The organism is Bacillus sp. UNC438CL73TsuS30 (assembly GCF_000482325.1).
Taxonomy (GTDB): Bacteria; Bacillota; Bacilli; order Bacillales; family Cytobacillaceae; genus Neobacillus.
In genome coordinates this window covers 889,151-905,494 of record NZ_KI535295.1, presented here as the reverse complement: position 1 = coordinate 905,494, position 16,344 = coordinate 889,151, and the positions used below count along the sequence as shown (strand labels likewise).

Below are 16,344 nucleotides of genomic sequence, written 5' to 3'. Positions count from 1 at the left end.
ACTGCAATTCAATGTATCCCTCCTACTACGAAAATGATAGGATTATCACTGAGATTACTATATTACAAGGATGAATTACATGAACAAATTAGTTGTCTTTGCACTGATTTCGATTACTATTCTTGCAGGCTGCAGCTTAAAAGAGGCTAACGCTAAAATGAGCAAAGAAAATAAACAGATTGGCCATACTTCAAAAGTGCGGTCAATGATCCAGGATGATTCTTTTCCGGAAGTGGACAATCGGCCTATTTTTCAACCGAAAGCCACTATTTCTATAAGTCCCATTTCTTTTGAATCCACAAATGCAATCATTACTACAGAAGATCCTAAGGAAAATGTTCAAGAAATTCGTTACCATATTTGGCGTACAGCGGACGGCCCGCAAGTTAGGAAAACCTTTTCTTCTGCTGACGCCGTTAGTGATTTTCCATTCGAGTTTAATACAAATGAATTTTTAGGAAAACGCGGTGAGTACCAAGTGGCGGTCTATGCCGTTCAAGGGGATGGTCTAGAAAAGCTTATTGCAAAATCTACTTTAACCTTCCAACAGCATGTCCCGATTTTGATGTATCATGCCATTGATAATTATAATGGTGTCGGACTGCGGGAATTATTTGTTTCACCCGCTAATTTTGAAGAGCAGATGCGCTATTTAAAGGAAAACGGCTATTCCTTCCTGACTTTTGAACACTGGGGCGAGGTCAATAAAGTAAATAAGCCTGTTCTTGTTACCTTTGATGACGGAATGAAAAACAATCTAAATGCTTTAAGGGTCCTGCAAAAATTGCAGGATGACACCTTTCATCCGGTTGCGACCGATTATGTGATTGCGGGTTCGATTGATAAAACTCCTTCACGGCTATCTTCTTCTGATATAAAAGAAATGGTGGATTCCGGTATTTTCTCCATTCAGTCTCACACGATGTCACATGCTGATCTGCCCAAGGTGACAAATTTGGAAGAAGAACTTAAAAGCTCAAAGGAAAAAATCGAACAGATTACCGGGAAACCTGTAATAGCCATTGCCTATCCCTTCGGTCATGTTGATCACGCTGTTGTCGAAGAGGCAAAGAAATACTATCAATATGCAACAACTACTAAACCGGGAGAATTTATTGAAACAGGTGAGCCAGACGAAATGCTGCTCATGAGACGGGTACGGATTTCTAACTCAACGACCATTAATCAATTTGCTGCGTTAGTACAATCAAAGTAAAAACCAAACAATGCTTTACATTGTTTGGTTTATTTTCTTGAGGAACGATTGTATTTTCTTAAAAGCTGTCCAAATAATTTTCGTTCTTCTCCCGACCATTCCTCTAAAACTTCATTGATTCTTTCAATTCGTGCTACCTGATGCTCAAAAAATTCCTTTTTCCCTAATTCCGTTATCTGAAGGGTGTAAGCCCTGCCATCCAATGGGTCCGGTATTCGGTATACATATCCTTTTTGTTCAAGGGCAGCCGTCTGCCTGCTTACCGTAGAAATATCCAACTGGAATTCATCCGCAAGGACCTTTGCTCCTGCGGGTCCTTTTGAAATAATCCGATGTAATAAAAGATAGGCGGAACGATCAAGATGCCCAATTTTTCTATTTGCCGAAGTCACTCGGCGGATTAGGATTGCCAGCTCAAGATCTATGGTTTCCACTGAATGATCCCCCATATATACCCACCTCGCTTTATCAATTCTTTATCAACATCGTACCACACGGAAAATTATTTTGGAATCAATTATCTATAGTCGAACTGAACCTGTAAATATTCTCCATCAATCAGAATACACTATTGACAGGAATAAAAATGGTTGTATAATACAAACATATACTTTTATTATACAACTTTTTTAACATGGGAAGCTATGTACAAGGGAGGGATTAGATGCAAGCTCACGATATCATGATTCGCCAAGTACACAAGGTTAAGGATACAGACACAGTCCGGTCTGTGATTGAGAAATTTATTGAATTTGGAATCAGCGGTCTTCCAATTGTAAATGACAGGAATGAAATTGTTGGTTATATCAGTGACGGTGATATTCTAAGATTTATTGGAAAACATGAAGACAGAATCGTTGACTCTTTCTATTATGCATTCGTCATCAAAGGGGATAATGATGAATTCGAGGATAGAGAACGAAGAATCTTGGCGTTAAACGTAATGGAAATTGCCAAAAAGAAGGTTTATAAAGTTTCTTGGGATGAGGAAATGGAGAATATTGCGGCTGTTTTAGGAAAAAAACAAATTAAAAAAGTTCCAGTTGAACGAAATGGAGTTTTAGTTGGGATTATTAGCCGCGGGGATGTTATTCGAAATTCATTTAAAGGCCTTCTTTAATCTTCATAAAATTATATACAAACAAAGGGGAAATGTATATGTCATCATCATCAGAATCTGCTGCTTCTTCGCCGACAAAATCGGCTTCGAATGTAGAAGCTAAGGCAGGTTTACTAAGTCAACCAAGAGCAGTATGGGCTGTTTTTTTTGCCTGTATTATTGCCTTCATGGGATTAGGCCTTGTTGACCCAATTCTTGTTACCATAAGTGAAAAACTCCATGCAACACCAAGTCAAACCACTCTTCTATTTACAAGCTACAATGCTGTTATGGCTGTGGCCATGTTGATCACTGGAATGATTTCTTCACGACTCGGCATCAAATGGACACTCCTCTCCGGTATCGTTATTATTGCCGTTTTTTCAGCTCTTGGCGGGTTATCAAATAATATTTGGGCACTTGTTGGATTGCGCGGTGGCTGGGGTCTTGGAAATGCCTTATTCGTTGCTACTGCGTTGGCAGCGATTGTTTCACTATCAAACAGCGGCACTGCAAAGGCAATTATTTTATACGAAGCAGCTATTGGGCTTGGAATTTCCGTTGGTCCACTTCTTGGCGGCTGGCTCGGCGGCATGTCTTGGAGAGGTCCATTTTTGGGTGTAGCTTCTTTAATGGTTATTGCTTTTATCGGTCTTATTGCCTTAATGCCAAATGCTAAACCGAAAAATGTTTCTCAAGCTAAAACATCTCTAAAAGATCCATTTAAGGCATTAAAGCATCGTTCTTTATTGGTATTTGGTATTGCAGCTGCTTTATACAACTTTGGTTTCTTTACACTGCTTGCTTTTGCTCCATTTGTTATGGGGCTGGATGAACATGGAATCGGTTTTGTTTTCCTTGGCTGGGGAATTTTGCTTGCCGTTACTTCCGTCTTTATGGCACCAATTCTTCAAAGAAGATTTGGAACCGTTAAATCCATGTGTTTCATGTTAACCATATTCGCAATTGTGTTAGCAATCATGGGAATATGGACCTCTACACAATGGGTGGTTATTGCAGCGGTTATTTTTGCCGGAGCATTATTGGGAAATAACAACACGTTAATTACAACTGCCGTGATGAATTCAGCTCCTGTTGAGCGCTCTACTGCATCTGCTGCATACAGTTTCTTACGTTTTATTGGTGGAGCAATTGCTCCCTATTTCGCAGGAAAATTGGCTGAATGGTATAACCCTAGTACACCGTTCTATGTTGGTGCAGCGTTTGTTTTAATATCAGTTATCTTTATTGCATTAAATCATAATCATATCAAACATGTCGATAACGCTGAAGTCGGTCATTGATTTGATTAGAGGGTCTGCCCCGTTTTGGGCAGATCCTTTTTAATGGATCTTGTTTTTCTTAAAGCGGCCCCGAACATCTGATACATCCGCAATCGCCAAAAATGCGGAAGGATCAATATCCTCCACCAAATTTTTCAACTTTGATTCCTCAAGTCTTGTAATAATACTAAAAATAACCTTTTTATTGTCACCAGAAAAAGCACCTCTCCCTTCAAAATAGGTAACTCCTCGACCTAAACGTTCCGTAACTGCCTGTCCGATGACATGTGCTTCTTCGCTGATGATCCAAACAGATTTCGATCCCTCCATTCCGGCTACCACTGTATCAATCGCTTTCGTGGCGAGAACATATGCTAATAAGGAGTACATAGCTCGGTCCCAACCAAATAAAAATCCGGAAGCACCTAAAATAAATACATTAAAAAACATGATGATTTCCCCGACGGAAAAGGGAACCTTTTTATTGATGACAATTGCAAGAATTTCAGTACCGTCTAAAGCACCGCCATTTCGAATTACAATTCCAACGCCTATACCAGCAATAATACCGCCAAAAACAGTTGCAAGAAGAATATCATTTGTAAAGGCAGGAACGGGGTGAAAAAGAGAGGTAAAAATAGATAATACGAAAATTCCATATATCGTTGAAATCGCGAATGATTTACCTAGATGCTTAAATCCTAAATAAACGAAGGGCAAATTAAAAAGGAAAAGAAAAATTCCAAGCTGCCATCCTGTTATATGTGACAGCATAATCGAAATTCCGGTAATTCCCCCATCAATTACATTGTTCGGTACTAAAAATATTTCCAGTCCGGTCGCCATTATTATAGCTCCAATGGTAATGGCTATCGCTCTGCGAATGATTTTACTTAATGGATACTTACGTTGTTGAATCGTCTTGATCCCTTCGGTCATATCATCACCCTTAACATTTATGTTTTTATGTTACCAATTCATTAGAAAATATATCTATCTTTATTATATCATATTTTTTATAGAAATATGAACTTCAGTTCATTTTTGGAACACTAAAAAACCAGCACGAGGCTGGTTATCTTATATATTCAATATCTTTCAAGTAATTCTATGATTACTTTAAATGTCGAAGTAGTATCCATATAGGCATATCGCCCTTTGCCATTCCAGAAGTTTCCCCTTTGGATGACAGGATAACCCATTTCCTCAAGCATTTTTATTTTTTCATCCATATCCTCTACCACAAATGAAATATGGTGGACACTTTCCCCATATGTATCAAGATGTTTTTTCCACGTGCTTGGGGAATCGCCTGGTTCAATTATTTCGAGTTGAATGAGCGGAGTATTAATAAACATATACTTGGATTTGCCCTCTGTTGGCTCCCCTTCAAAAACAACCTGGGTAAGATCGCTTGGACCAGATTTGATCACAGCAGGTTTTTCCACACCTAACAACTTACAATACGCTTTAGCAGCAGCATCTAAATCCTTCACAACAATTGCTAGCTGCTCTACTTTATTCGTGCCAAGGAGCGGAGGAGTAAATACCTCCGTACTTGGAGTGGTATCTCTTGGTTCCGCACTTTCAAGCAATTCAACTAAAATCTTATGATCCTTCAATGTATCCACATAAACGTATCGTCCGTCACTAGAGGTAAATTCACCGCTCTGTAGTAGAGGATAACCATTTTCCTCAAAAATAGGGAGCGTATCTTTAATGGAATCTACATCAAAGGCAAGATGATGAATTCCTTCGCCAACGGTATCCAGAAATACACGCATCGTCCCTGGTTCTTCATTTGGTTCGATTAATTCAAATTGGACAGTCGGGGTATTCATAAAGACCAGCTTACTGCGTGAATCGGTAGGCTCCCCGCGAAAAACAACCTTAGAAACTTCTCGGTCTCCTGTTAAAAACCATTGTTGCTTTGGTATCCCCAAAAGTTTTGAAAATGCCTCTGAAGCCTTTTCAATATCGTTTACAACAAAGGCAAGTTGATTGATTACATTATTTCCAGCCAATGGCTGTTTTGTTGTCAACGGCTCATTCATTTAAACCCCTCCCCATTAACAAATCAACCAAGACCGCGGACAGAAAGACCTCCGTCGCTTGAAATCACTTCACCAGTAATGGCTTTAGCCTGATCGGAAGCAAGCAATACATAGGCTCCAACATGATCTTCTGGCATCTGCGCGAGTTGAAGCGGGTTTCGCTTTTTAATGCTTTTTGCTTTCGTCTCATTATCCACAATTTTAACGAATGGATGAAGTGGTGGAATAACCGTAAGTTCTGTAAGTGTGCCTCCTGGTGCCACCGCATTTACCCGAATATTTGGAGCGAGTTCGAACGCAAGCTGGCGCATTAGTCCGACTTGAGCATGCTTGCTTGCTGTGTACCAAACGCCGCCGCCATCAGGATAGAAACTTGCACCTGAAACAGAAAAAATAATATTCCCATTTGTTTTTTGTAATTCATCAAGAGCTGCTTTCACTCCGAAAAATGTGCCTTTTAGGTTAATATTGAGTAGAAAATCATACGCTTCGGAAAGGGCCTCAGGAGTCACATCAGCAAATTTAGCAAAACCATCGAAAACACCGGCATTAGCAATAAAAACATCTAACTTTCCAAATTTTTCAACAGTCGCTTGAACAGCTTGCTCATTGTCTTCGTATTTACTTACATCGCCCTGACAAGTAACAATATTTTCACCAAATTCTTCTTTCATTTTCACTAACTTTTCTTTAGAGCGGCCGATTATGCCCACTTTTGCCCCTTCTTGTATAAACCGCCTTGTGACGGCTTCTCCTATACCTGAAGCGCCGCCTGTAATCAAAACTACTTTATCTTTTAAAACGATCGCCATTGAACATACCTCCCTGGTTATCTACCGTATCTGAATAAGCTGCTATACGAAGATTGCAAGATTTCTTGTGTTTATTGTTGTTTGATCAATAATGAATTCTCTCTTGGAAAGCTTCCACTCCCCATCAACGTAGGTGAATTCATCGTGCCGTTCCCCTGATATCAGATCATGATGAATATCCGTACTGCGGCTTCGGTAGATAGTTAAATAGCTGTTTACTACCGCTTTTTCATTTGGAGTGAATTCAAGTAACTGTACATTATTAACAGATCTCCTTGTACGCGATGGCGGGATTTCAGCCCAAGCATAATCGGTTTTTAAACGGTCTACTCGAATTTTCAATAATTCGTAGTCATCATCAAAAGCAAACATATTTAACGAATAATCAGGACGTTCTACTCCTTCTTTATTGACCCTCACCGGCATTTGATAAGCAATATTCGGGTGCAGTAAATTAAACCATCCATCAAAATCAATATCATCAAGAAACTTTGCTTCACGGTATAACCATTGTTCAAATTCATAGGTCGCCAGCATTTTTTCCATACACATTCTCGATTCCCCCAATCAACGAAATCCCTTACACTAAAAACCTGCCAAATAATTCAATAATTGCGGATTACTTCGTCATCAAATCCAACCAATAACGATAGAAGTTCCTTTGATTCGCCTCTGTAAACTTGTCATCAAAAGCCACACCTGGACCAGTAAAATCTTCAACAGGCTTTCTGTGCAATCCCATGGTATAGTTAAAAGTAAGTTGTTTTACGAGCGGCATGGTTCCTGATGCTGCTGCAGTGATATCCGTGAATACCTCTGTATCATCCTGTTCAAAAATTCCAGATGGGCTGAAGGTTAAAACAAAAGACTCGCGGGACCGTCTTTTCCAATCCTCTGAAGCGTTCTTCTCTACCAAGAACCAGGTAATAACCTCCATCTTATCAACACCAACTGGTCTCCAAAGTCGAACAGATGTATTTGAAATTAACTGTCCTTTTACCTTCGTATGCGAAATTAAGAATGAAAGGTTTGGAAAAATATTTCCAATCATATTTTTTAGATTAGATAATACTTCATACTGATCTTCCGTTAAATTAGACTTATACTCTTCTCTCAATTCCTCAGGAAAAGCAAAATCTGGATTCGGAGTACCAAGGTTTAAACCATGCCCATGTTCAGTATAAATTTGGTATCCCTTTTTAGAATAAGTTGCGCTTGGAACCATTCCTAGTTTTGCAATGGACCCATGTGTAACCATTGTGTGGTAGGAATCACCTACAAAATTATCTGCTCCAATTTTCCAGTTCGAATGAATGATGAATCGTTGCGGCGGCCCTAATACTTCCATTTCTGCCCGGCCCGCTAAAATATCCACATACCATTTAAACTCGCCTAAAAATTCCTCTAATGGTTCTGCCTCATCATTCCATGTTCCAAAAAGTAAACCTTTATAGGATTCAATTCTGATTTTATAAAGACCAAGACGTGATTTATCTAAATCCTCACCGTAAATATCTTTTTGCAACGGTACACCAACACAATCACCGTTATTTTTAAAATTAAAACCATGGTAAGGGCAGGTAAACATCGTCTTATTTCCGGCATCGGCGCGGCAAAGCTTCATACCACGGTGTGTACACATATTATAAAGACCACGGATCTCCCCGTCAGCACCTCTTGAAATAATCACGGAATAACCAGCAACATCTCTTGTAATGAAATCATTCTTTTTCGGAATCTCTGATTCATGGCCAACGAACAGCCAAGTTTTTAAAAACACTTTTTTATGTTCAATATCATAAACAGTGGGATCTCCTAAAAGATAAGCAGGAATTGCTCCAATTTCGGGTTGTACAGATTCTTTTAAGTAATCAATTGCTTCTTTTTGCGACATTTCTTCTAAATTCACGTTCGTTTTTAACATCTGCTTATTCCCCCTAAGTATTAGATTTTCTTTCATACAGCGAGTTACCCGGTTTGCTATATTATATTAAAAGAACATCTCCTATAAAAGTTTAGCATTTATCCAACTAATATGGAGGCATCTTTATTTTTCAATGATGATAGGACACTTAATGCAGCTAAGTAGCTTGTTTTTGGATTATTCGGCATCGGGTTGTTTTCCACTTGTAAGGTTAACTTCCCGAAGGAACCAGTTGCTTCTATTATATGGTTATTTTTTTCTATTCTAGGATCGGAGATAATTTTGACACTCGTTTGCTTCGGTCCCAGACCGGCTAAAGATAAGATGATAGAAACATTGATATTTTTGGGGAATAATTCAATTGCGTCTGCAGCTGAGCCTTCGAACATTACATGTTCACGATCAGTTGGTGCCCCCGGCAATGCTCGTGGAGGTTTTCTCGTAATAATGGAAACAGATTCAAGTTCCCCTATTGATTTTGCCGCTTTAAGAACATCCAATCCGCCTATCGCTCCAGATGGTAAATAAATTTTTGTTCCTTTTTCATGACATATTTTTTCAAGGCTCTGATAAAAATCCACATCAGCAAGGGCTCCAACACTGCTTAACACTAAGTCTTTCCCATTTTCAAGAGCAGGCGCAGCAATGTCTTTTGCCACTTGCACGGTAGCTGCTTCGATAATCACATCTACATTTGATTGTATAAGTGATTGCATCGTTGAAAAGCGTTCCGTACTGTATTGTTCAGCCAATTGCTTTGCAGATATTTCATTTCTTGTATAAAGTCCAACAATTTTAGAGTTTGGCAGAAGCCCTTCAATATTGATGCTCTGGAGGAGGAACTTTCCAATGTTCCCTCCTCCAATTAACCCAATTCTCATTTAATATTCCCCCTATTAGTTCGCAAATCCATATGAGTCTGCGAAATATTCCAAGCCGCAATGTCTTACTTCACGGGATAATCCGCTTTCTTTAAGGCCAGGGAAATCTAAATGAAGATCTTGGAAGATAGTATGGTTATTATGGAAAACAGCTCCTGCCTCTAACCGGTCTGCCAATGACGCTGCGAGCTCTTCGTCCTCTGTCCAAACAGATGCTCTTAAACCAAACTCACTATCGTTCGCTAGCCGGACTGCTTCATCCGCATCAGAGAAAGATAGAATTGGAATCACTGGACCAAATTGTTCGGCACGAACAATTTCACTTTTCTGGTCTACACCGGTAATAATAGTAGGTAAAATATAATAGCCTTGCTCCCAGGATTCCGGATCTAATTGAATCCCGCCGGTAATAACATTTGCACCAGAGTCTGCTGCGCGTTCAATTAAACCTTTTACATAGTCATATTGCGATTTATTATTTAATGGACCCATTTCAACATCTGGTTGAATTCCATTTCCAACTCGAATATGGCTGAATTCTTTCTTTAATTTTTCAACTACTTCCTCGTATCTGGATTCGTGTACATAAATTCTTTTAATTGCTGAGCAAACTTGCCCTGCAGCACGTAAAACCCCGAAACGAAGGCGCTTAATGGCTGCTTCATCCAAATTAGCATCAGGTAGCACAATTGCGGCATCATTACCGCCAAGTTCCATATAAAGTTTCTTAACCGTTCCTGAAGCAGCGCGGATAATTTCTTTACCCGTCTCAGTACTTCCGACAAAAGCGATGGTACGAACCCTAGGGTCGGTGCAAAGCGCATCTCCAATCACAGTGCCTGAACCCGTTACGACATTGATCACACCCTCTGGAAAATAGGATGCGACTACTTTTAAGAAAGTCATGATCGTCAAAGGACAGCTCGTCGCTGGCTTCACAACCACTGTGTTTCCTGTTAAAACAGCTGGAATCACGCGTTTGAACGTAAGAATCATTGGCGAATTCCAAGGCGAAATAATGGCTGCCACTCCACGTGGACGCTTGCGAACCTGTACCTTCTGATTCCCCGGTAAGCTTTCAGGTTTCCACCATTCTAATAATTCTTCAGCACCTTGAATCATAATATCTGAACAGCGGAGTAAATCTTTTTTCGCTTCCACTAATGCCTTTCCATTTTCCCGAACAAGAAGTGAAACATTCTCTTCTACGATTGTTTTGATTTCTTCTGCCGCCATTTTCATGCGGTGTGCCCGATCTTCCAGTTCACTCTGAGACCAGCTTTCATATGCCTTAGCAGCGGTTTCTACAGCTAAATCCACCTCATTTTTCGAACACATAGCAACGGAACCGACTACTTCATTAATATTGGCCGGATTGATGACATCAGCCGTTTTTTCCGCTTGAAACCATTTGCCGCCAATAAGATATTTGCCTGATACATATGGGTGTGTAGATATCACTTCAATTCCTCCTTACAACTTTTTCGGTTTAAAAGCTTCTGCTGCGCCTGGAGGTCCTCCAAATGGTTTTGCCATTGGGCCAACCGCTTCCATATCGACAACAATCATCGTAGGATTTTTTGTGTTTACCGCCTTCTCAAGCTCCGATACAAATTCTGAGGGTGAGCCAATTCGTGCAGCATCAAATCCCATTGATTGAGCTAATAACACAAAGTCAGGACTCATTAAATCCACTGCAACCTGACGGCCATAAGCATTACTTTGAATATTTCTCAAGACACCATATCCGGCATCATCAAATAGAACAACGATCATTGGCAGTTTTTCCTGAGCAGCAGTTGCCATTTCTCCAACATTGACCATAAAACCGCCATCCCCAGCCATAAGTACAACAGGGCAATTTTTATCGGCCATTTGCGCACCGATGGCAGTTGGCAGACCTTGCCCAATTCCACCGCCTGAAGCGTGAATCGATGTTCTTGGTTCATAAATTTCAAATAATCGGCTTCCCCAAACATTGGCCTGAACGGTGACATCCCGGACTAAAATAGTGTTTTTAGGCATCACTTTACGCATTCCGTCAAGGATTTGTTCGTATGGTCCAAGTGTTGCTCTTAACTGGGAACGTAATTCCTCTCGAACAGACTGCACTTCGTCTAAATATGCTGGATCTGGATTAACGGCAGTTTTAGCTACTCCCTGATTTAATGCCTGAAGGATATGCTTGGCATCCCCTACTAAACTATAAGTAGCTTCATAGTTTCGATTCACTGCATGAAAGTCCGCATCTATGGAAATATGTTCTGCTGGAACAATGACCTTCCAGTTCGAGGTTTCGTTTCCTCTAAACCTCACCCCGACACTAATTAATAAATCAGCTTCTTTTATTAAATTTTTAGTCAATTCATATGCTGCAAAATGGCCGATACATTGAGGATGATCTTCTGGGATACTTCCTTTCCCAGATTGACTGGTAACCACTGCTGCACCAATTTTTTCAGCTAACTCTTGAACTTCTTTAGATGCACCTGATGTAATTACACCTCCACCTGCCCAAATAACCGGACGTCGAGCATTCTTAATTTTCGTTACGACCTCTTCTGGAACGGATGGAATCGTTTGATTAGCAGGAGCAATTGATCTAATTTCTTCCATAGAATGATTCGGTATAATGGCAGATTGAAAATCAATCGGAATTTCAAGTGTTACCGGACCGGATGGATAAGCAAATGCTTCCTGAATTGCTTGTCTAACAACCGCTGCTGCCTGCTCAGGTCTTCTCAGGCGAAGCGCCTTCTTGGAGGCTCCTTCCATCATCGACAACTGATCTTTACACTCATGGATGTAGCCTCTTCCTGTCCCAAGATATGGAGAAGCTACCTCACCTGTCAAATGAAGAACAGGAACTCCAGCTGCCCATGCTTCAATTAAAGAACCCGCGGCATTTCCTGCTCCTGTTCCGGTACTAGTAATAACCACTCCCAATTTTCCTGATGCCCTGGCATATCCATCTGCCATATTGGCTGCACCGCTTTCACCACGGGAACATACTAAGTGAATACTACCCTCTCGAAGAATCGCATCATAGATTGGCATATTGTGGATGCTGACAATTCCAAATGCTACCTCCACACCAGCACGTACAAGTTCTTTTACGACCGCATCAGCTGTAGTAAATTCCATTTGCTTTTGCTCACTCATCATTTATTCCGCCTTTATCTATTATTAAAGCGCTTTCCCCAGCGCTCCAGCTGTTTCAATTGTTGAACCCGCTACATAGCTTGCTTTGCTAGAAGCTAGAAATAAAATCACACTCGCTACTTCGTCTGCTTCCCCTACTCTTCCTAACGGGATATTTCTCTTTTTCGCTAAGTCTGCGTAATAGTCTTCTACTTTCATATCAGGAGCATTTTTCAATCTTCTTCTCTCCCATTGATCCGTTCGAATTAAACCAAGACTCACTGAATTGACTAAAATATTATCTGAAGCCAGCTCCTGCGATAAGGTTTTACTTAAATTTAAAAGGCCAGCTCGTGTTGCCGCAGTCGCAATCATATGTCTTTCCGGTTCTTTCGCTAAGGTGGCATTGATATTGATGATTCTGCCACCGCCTTGCTTCACCAAATATGGATGAACAGCCTTAACGGCATAAATAATAGCAAAATATTTTAATTGAATTTGCTGTTCCCATTGCTCATCAGTGACATCGAAGAAATATCCCATGACACTTTGGCCAGCTGCATTTACAAGGATATCAATACCGCCAAAAAATGTTGCTGTACCTTCGATAAAATGATTAACATCTTCTTTATTTGTTACGTCACAGGTAGCGGAATAAATGGATTCTGCCGACCCAAACTTTAACAGGTGATCGTATGCTTTTTCTTTTCGATCTGCATTTCTGCCGCATACGGCTACTTTGGCACCTTCTTGTAAAAACATTTCTGCTGTTTTTAAACCAACCCCAGATGTACCGCCCATTATTACTGCTATTTTATCTTTTAGTCCTAAATCCATCATGACACCCCTTTTGCTAAAACCTTTAAACTAGCGTCTTTACAACTGCCCAACCCGGATCCGGAATGCCTGCCATCGCTTTTCGCGCTTCCGGTTTTGGAGGGCCGGCAATACCCCATTGATCCATCAGGTGTGGAACACGTTTCCAGACGCGCGCTCTCCATTCTGATTCATCTTCAATTGTTTCCAAATAACAGGTATATTCCATAACAAACTTTCCTGGGTCTTGGAAGTAGCAAAAAACATTATCTCCAGGACCATGACGGCCAGGACCCCAAAGTTCTTGGTAACCCGCTTTTCTTACATTCGCAATTCCTCTCATAACCTCATCCACAGTATCGACTTCATAAGCGATATGATTTACAGAGGCATGTTGATCTTGGTTAAAGGCAATCGAATGATGTTTTCTGTTACAGCGAAGGAAGGACATTTGATGCTCGCTCCAGTCCGTGACCTTGAATCCTAAAACATCTGTATAAAATGCTGTAATCATATCAAGATCTTTCGTGTTCATAACGACATGATTCAGTTTTACCGGGTCAACATTTTTCTTATTCCAAATCGAGGTATGAATTTCTACCCACGCGGATAATTCAATACAACGATCCTCCGGGTCAAGAAAACGCAGCCCATAACCTTTACCTTCTTCATCCAAATATCCCGGTTCCGCAACAATCCTAACACCTTTTGAAGCTAGCGTCTCTGCCGCTTGGTCCACCGCGTTCTTATCAACCATCCCAAAAGCAATATGATGGAGTCCTCTTTTTTCACCTGCGTGAAGACTTAATATATGATTTTCAGGGCCGGCCCCGCGAAAATAAACCGTATTCTCATCCTGTGCTACTTTATCGAGACCCCAGATTTTTTCATAAAAATCGGCCTGTTCCTTAAGTACCGGTGTAATTAATCCTATATGCCTTAAATGTGTGATTCCTAACATGATGCCACCTCCACTATTCCTTTTTTCTATTATATATTTCTATAAAGTAGACAAGGATGATCCCACATGTTAGTAAAGAGGACCATCCCTGTCGATCAATCAGGGAGTATGTTTAAGCTGTTGAAACATCGCCCATTTTAATTTATTTTCCGTTAATGATTGCTTCTCTTTCCTTTGCACGTTGGATTCGAAGTTCTTCTAACGCGCTTCCTTTTGGATATGTTGGAAGATTTGGCTTAACAGCTCCCAGCATAACAAGCATTAATGCTTCTTCATCGCTGTCATTTCGCAGGCCACGGTATACCCCAGGAGGTGAGCTGATACAATCCCTTTCATTTAAAACGATTTCATGAACTTCTTCGCTGCCTTCTTCTTGAATAAGAGCAGTAATGCTTCCTTTGATAACAAAGAATACTTCTTCGACATCATCATGAAGGTGAAGCGGACCTTGGCAACCAGCAGGTAGAACCATTGTACTTAATGTAAAGTGTTCAGCCTCAATTACATTTGCATCATTGTTAGCTGTTGCACCGCGTCCAATGTATCTCATTTGCGCTCTCTTGTAAGATGGGTCAATTTCTTCTTGGAATTTTAAAACGTTCCAATCTAGCGTACGATCTTTTAATCTTGCAACATATTTTTTTTCGAACCCAGCTAAATCAAATTTTTCAGTAGACATTTTAAAACACTCCTTATTTATGTTTTGTATATGAAACTTTGTTTTCTTTATAATCTAATATTAAATCTCAACACTATAATTGTCAATTATAAATATTGAGAAATTTTTAAATATAAAAATATGTTTTGTATAGGTAACACAACATAAAATCCGGAAATTTTATGCCGAAACTCGATTTTGAGACATTTTTTCAATTTTTATTTCCTCAGCTTCTTTTTTCAAAGTAAATAGGTATGCAATGATTCCAAGTGAGGCAGCTATGATTAACATTAAAATCGATGGTCCAAAATCTCCGTGAGAAAGATCCACCATCCAACCCATGATATAGCTTGAAAATCCCCCAAGAATATTCGTGAAGCCCATTAGTCCAGCTGCACGCCCTGCAGTCTCAGGTGTTGAAAATTTAACAATAAATAAATTACTTAAATGGAAAACACCGCCTTGAGCTCCCATTGCTAAGCCCATACATACGCCTGCTACGACAGGTTGTGGAGTCAAAATGGCAATAGTTAAAAATAATGCAGTTAATACAAATAAAATGGTTGCAAGTAAGCTTGGACGCTTTGTTTTATCAGATAGAACTCCACAAAGGATGACAAAACCCAAAGCAAAGAGCCAAGATAAAGAGGTAATTCCGGTCATGGCTTCTTTCGAAAAACCTTTCGCTCCAACTAGATAGGTTGGAAGCCAAACACTAATACCGAAGAATAAGAAGGAAGCTACTAACATTCCGAACCACACAATCCAATAACGGAAGTCTTGAGCAAAGTTTTGTTTTTTCGTGTTAATAGATGAATCTGATTGACGAATATAGGCTAATTCACTTTTCTCTAGTCGTGGATGTTCTTCAGGAGTATCCCGAGTAAGGAAGATAAACATTGGCAGAACAATTAATAAGTTGAACCCCGCAAGAAAGAAAAACGCAGCATGCCAATGGAGAGTGGCTATGACAGCGGTGATGATGATAGCACCGCAAGCAGGACCTAAATAGTTTCCGGCAAGCCAAGTAGATTGGGCTTTTCCAAGCTCACGCTGATTAAACCAGTTTGAAATAAACTTTCCGCATATGGGGATCATCATCCCCTCACCGATTCCCAAAATGATCCGACTGAAAATAAACATTTCATAAGAAGTCGATAATCCTCCAATAACCATCGTGATTACCCAGACGATTAGACCCAGAATTCCAGTTTTCCTTGCTCCGAGCTTGTCGATGATAAATCCCCAAAAAACATTCGATAAAGCATAAGAAATTGTAAAAACAAAGGTAATCATCCCGATTTTCGCCATTTTATCGGCACCCGTTAATCCCATATCATTCAAAAAAACCTGATCCGTTTGGATAATCGAGATACCTAACTTATCAATTTGACCAAAAAACCAAAAGAAGAAAATTGGCACTCCTATATAAATCCACCTTTTGTTACCCTTTAACATGAAAGACACCCCTTTTGTTTTACTTTGAAGAATGTACACGC

General features: G+C 40.1%; 16 protein-coding genes. 3 read left to right on the top strand and 13 right to left on the bottom strand.

The window, feature by feature from the left end; translation table 11 throughout:
- The first annotated feature begins 79 nt into the window (after positions 1-79).
- The gene (locus tag M028_RS0118260; RefSeq protein WP_026575148.1) at positions 80-1,216 is read left to right on the top strand and encodes a polysaccharide deacetylase family protein; all 1,137 of its coding nucleotides are present in this window, start codon (positions 80-82) and stop codon (positions 1,214-1,216) included.
- 29 nt (positions 1,217-1,245) lie between these two features.
- On the opposite strand, the gene M028_RS0118255 is transcribed toward M028_RS0118260, so the two are convergent.
- Positions 1,246-1,650 (bottom strand): MarR family winged helix-turn-helix transcriptional regulator, encoded by a 405-nt coding sequence (locus M028_RS0118255; RefSeq protein WP_331280322.1) that lies wholly within the window; start codon positions 1,648-1,650, stop codon positions 1,246-1,248.
- A 230-nt stretch (positions 1,651-1,880) separates the two neighbouring features.
- Here M028_RS0118255 and M028_RS0118250 point away from each other — a divergent pair, with 230 nt between their 5' ends.
- Together M028_RS0118250 and M028_RS0118245 are read left to right on the top strand one after the other, a co-directional pair.
- Positions 1,881-2,336, top strand: coding sequence for a CBS domain-containing protein (locus tag M028_RS0118250; protein ID WP_026575146.1), 456 nt, complete (start codon positions 1,881-1,883; stop codon positions 2,334-2,336).
- Positions 2,337-2,374: 38 nt separating this feature from the next.
- A complete protein-coding gene (locus tag M028_RS0118245) occupies positions 2,375-3,619 on the top strand; it encodes an MFS transporter (protein WP_026575145.1) in 1,245 nt (414 codons plus the stop codon).
- 39 nt (positions 3,620-3,658) lie between these two features.
- On the opposite strand, the gene M028_RS0118240 is transcribed toward M028_RS0118245, so the two are convergent.
- The 12 genes from M028_RS0118240 to M028_RS0118185 form a co-directional block, all read right to left on the bottom strand.
- Positions 3,659-4,537, bottom strand: a complete 879-nt coding sequence (locus M028_RS0118240) for a YitT family protein (protein ID WP_026575144.1) — start codon at positions 4,535-4,537, stop codon at positions 3,659-3,661.
- 149 nt (positions 4,538-4,686) lie between these two features.
- The gene (locus tag M028_RS0118235) at positions 4,687-5,652 is read right to left on the bottom strand and encodes a VOC family protein (RefSeq protein ID WP_026575143.1); all 966 of its coding nucleotides are present in this window, start codon (positions 5,650-5,652) and stop codon (positions 4,687-4,689) included.
- Between the two features lie 23 nt (positions 5,653-5,675).
- Positions 5,676-6,464, bottom strand: coding sequence for a 3-(cis-5,6-dihydroxycyclohexa-1,3-dien-1-yl)propanoate dehydrogenase (locus tag M028_RS0118230; protein ID WP_026575142.1), 789 nt, complete (start codon positions 6,462-6,464; stop codon positions 5,676-5,678).
- A gap of 42 nt (positions 6,465-6,506) precedes the next feature.
- On the bottom strand, positions 6,507-7,016 hold the full coding sequence (locus M028_RS0118225; protein WP_026575141.1) for an aromatic-ring-hydroxylating dioxygenase subunit beta: 510 nt from the start codon (positions 7,014-7,016) through the stop codon (positions 6,507-6,509).
- Positions 7,017-7,083: 67 nt separating this feature from the next.
- Positions 7,084-8,388, bottom strand: a complete 1,305-nt coding sequence (locus M028_RS0118220) for an aromatic ring-hydroxylating dioxygenase subunit alpha (protein ID WP_026575140.1) — start codon at positions 8,386-8,388, stop codon at positions 7,084-7,086.
- Between the two features lie 98 nt (positions 8,389-8,486).
- A complete protein-coding gene (nadX, locus tag M028_RS0118215) occupies positions 8,487-9,269 on the bottom strand; it encodes an aspartate dehydrogenase (protein WP_026575139.1) in 783 nt (260 codons plus the stop codon).
- A gap of 15 nt (positions 9,270-9,284) precedes the next feature.
- Positions 9,285-10,730 carry an aldehyde dehydrogenase family protein gene (locus tag M028_RS0118210; protein ID WP_026575138.1) on the bottom strand — a complete coding sequence of 482 codons (1,446 nt, stop codon included), beginning with the start codon at positions 10,728-10,730 and terminating at the stop codon, positions 9,285-9,287.
- A gap of 12 nt (positions 10,731-10,742) precedes the next feature.
- Complete coding sequence (locus M028_RS0118205; protein WP_026575137.1) at positions 10,743-12,431, bottom strand: thiamine pyrophosphate-binding protein; 1,689 nt, start codon at positions 12,429-12,431, stop codon at positions 10,743-10,745.
- 24 nt (positions 12,432-12,455) lie between these two features.
- A complete protein-coding gene (locus M028_RS0118200) occupies positions 12,456-13,250 on the bottom strand; it encodes an SDR family oxidoreductase (protein ID WP_231510835.1) in 795 nt (264 codons plus the stop codon).
- Between the two features lie 22 nt (positions 13,251-13,272).
- On the bottom strand, positions 13,273-14,187 hold the full coding sequence (locus tag M028_RS0118195; protein ID WP_026575135.1) for a VOC family protein: 915 nt from the start codon (positions 14,185-14,187) through the stop codon (positions 13,273-13,275).
- Positions 14,188-14,329: 142 nt separating this feature from the next.
- Positions 14,330-14,866 (bottom strand): cupin domain-containing protein, encoded by a 537-nt coding sequence (locus M028_RS0118190; protein WP_035424196.1) that lies wholly within the window; start codon positions 14,864-14,866, stop codon positions 14,330-14,332.
- A gap of 159 nt (positions 14,867-15,025) precedes the next feature.
- Entirely contained in the window at positions 15,026-16,303 is a 1,278-nt protein-coding gene (locus M028_RS0118185; protein ID WP_026575133.1) for an MFS transporter, read from the bottom strand.
- Positions 16,304-16,344 lie beyond the last annotated feature (41 nt).

Bases quoted from the DNA above. Each gene is read 5' to 3' on its own strand.
- M028_RS0118220 (WP_026575140.1), bottom strand. From the start codon at position 8,388: ATGTTAAAAACGAACGTGAATTTAGAAGAAATGTCGCAAAAAGAAGCA.
- M028_RS0118235 (WP_026575143.1), bottom strand. From the start codon at position 5,652: ATGAATGAGCCGTTGACAACAAAACAGCCATTGGCTGGAAATAATGTA.
- M028_RS0118245 (WP_026575145.1), top strand. From the start codon at position 2,375: ATGTCATCATCATCAGAATCTGCTGCTTCTTCGCCGACAAAATCGGCT.
- M028_RS0118230 (WP_026575142.1), bottom strand. From the start codon at position 6,464: ATGGCGATCGTTTTAAAAGATAAAGTAGTTTTGATTACAGGCGGCGCT.
- M028_RS0118205 (WP_026575137.1), bottom strand. From the start codon at position 12,431: ATGAGTGAGCAAAAGCAAATGGAATTTACTACAGCTGATGCGGTCGTA.
- M028_RS0118200 (WP_231510835.1), bottom strand. From the start codon at position 13,250: ATGATGGATTTAGGACTAAAAGATAAAATAGCAGTAATAATGGGCGGT.
- M028_RS0118195 (WP_026575135.1), bottom strand. From the start codon at position 14,187: ATGTTAGGAATCACACATTTAAGGCATATAGGATTAATTACACCGGTA.
- nadX (WP_026575139.1), bottom strand. From the start codon at position 9,269: ATGAGAATTGGGTTAATTGGAGGAGGGAACATTGGAAAGTTCCTCCTC.
- M028_RS0118190 (WP_035424196.1), bottom strand. From the start codon at position 14,866: ATGTCTACTGAAAAATTTGATTTAGCTGGGTTCGAAAAAAAATATGTT.
- M028_RS0118250 (WP_026575146.1), top strand. From the start codon at position 1,881: ATGCAAGCTCACGATATCATGATTCGCCAAGTACACAAGGTTAAGGAT.
- M028_RS0118240 (WP_026575144.1), bottom strand. From the start codon at position 4,537: ATGACCGAAGGGATCAAGACGATTCAACAACGTAAGTATCCATTAAGT.
- M028_RS0118260 (WP_026575148.1), top strand. From the start codon at position 80: ATGAACAAATTAGTTGTCTTTGCACTGATTTCGATTACTATTCTTGCA.
- M028_RS0118225 (WP_026575141.1), bottom strand. From the start codon at position 7,016: ATGTGTATGGAAAAAATGCTGGCGACCTATGAATTTGAACAATGGTTA.
- M028_RS0118185 (WP_026575133.1), bottom strand. From the start codon at position 16,303: ATGTTAAAGGGTAACAAAAGGTGGATTTATATAGGAGTGCCAATTTTC.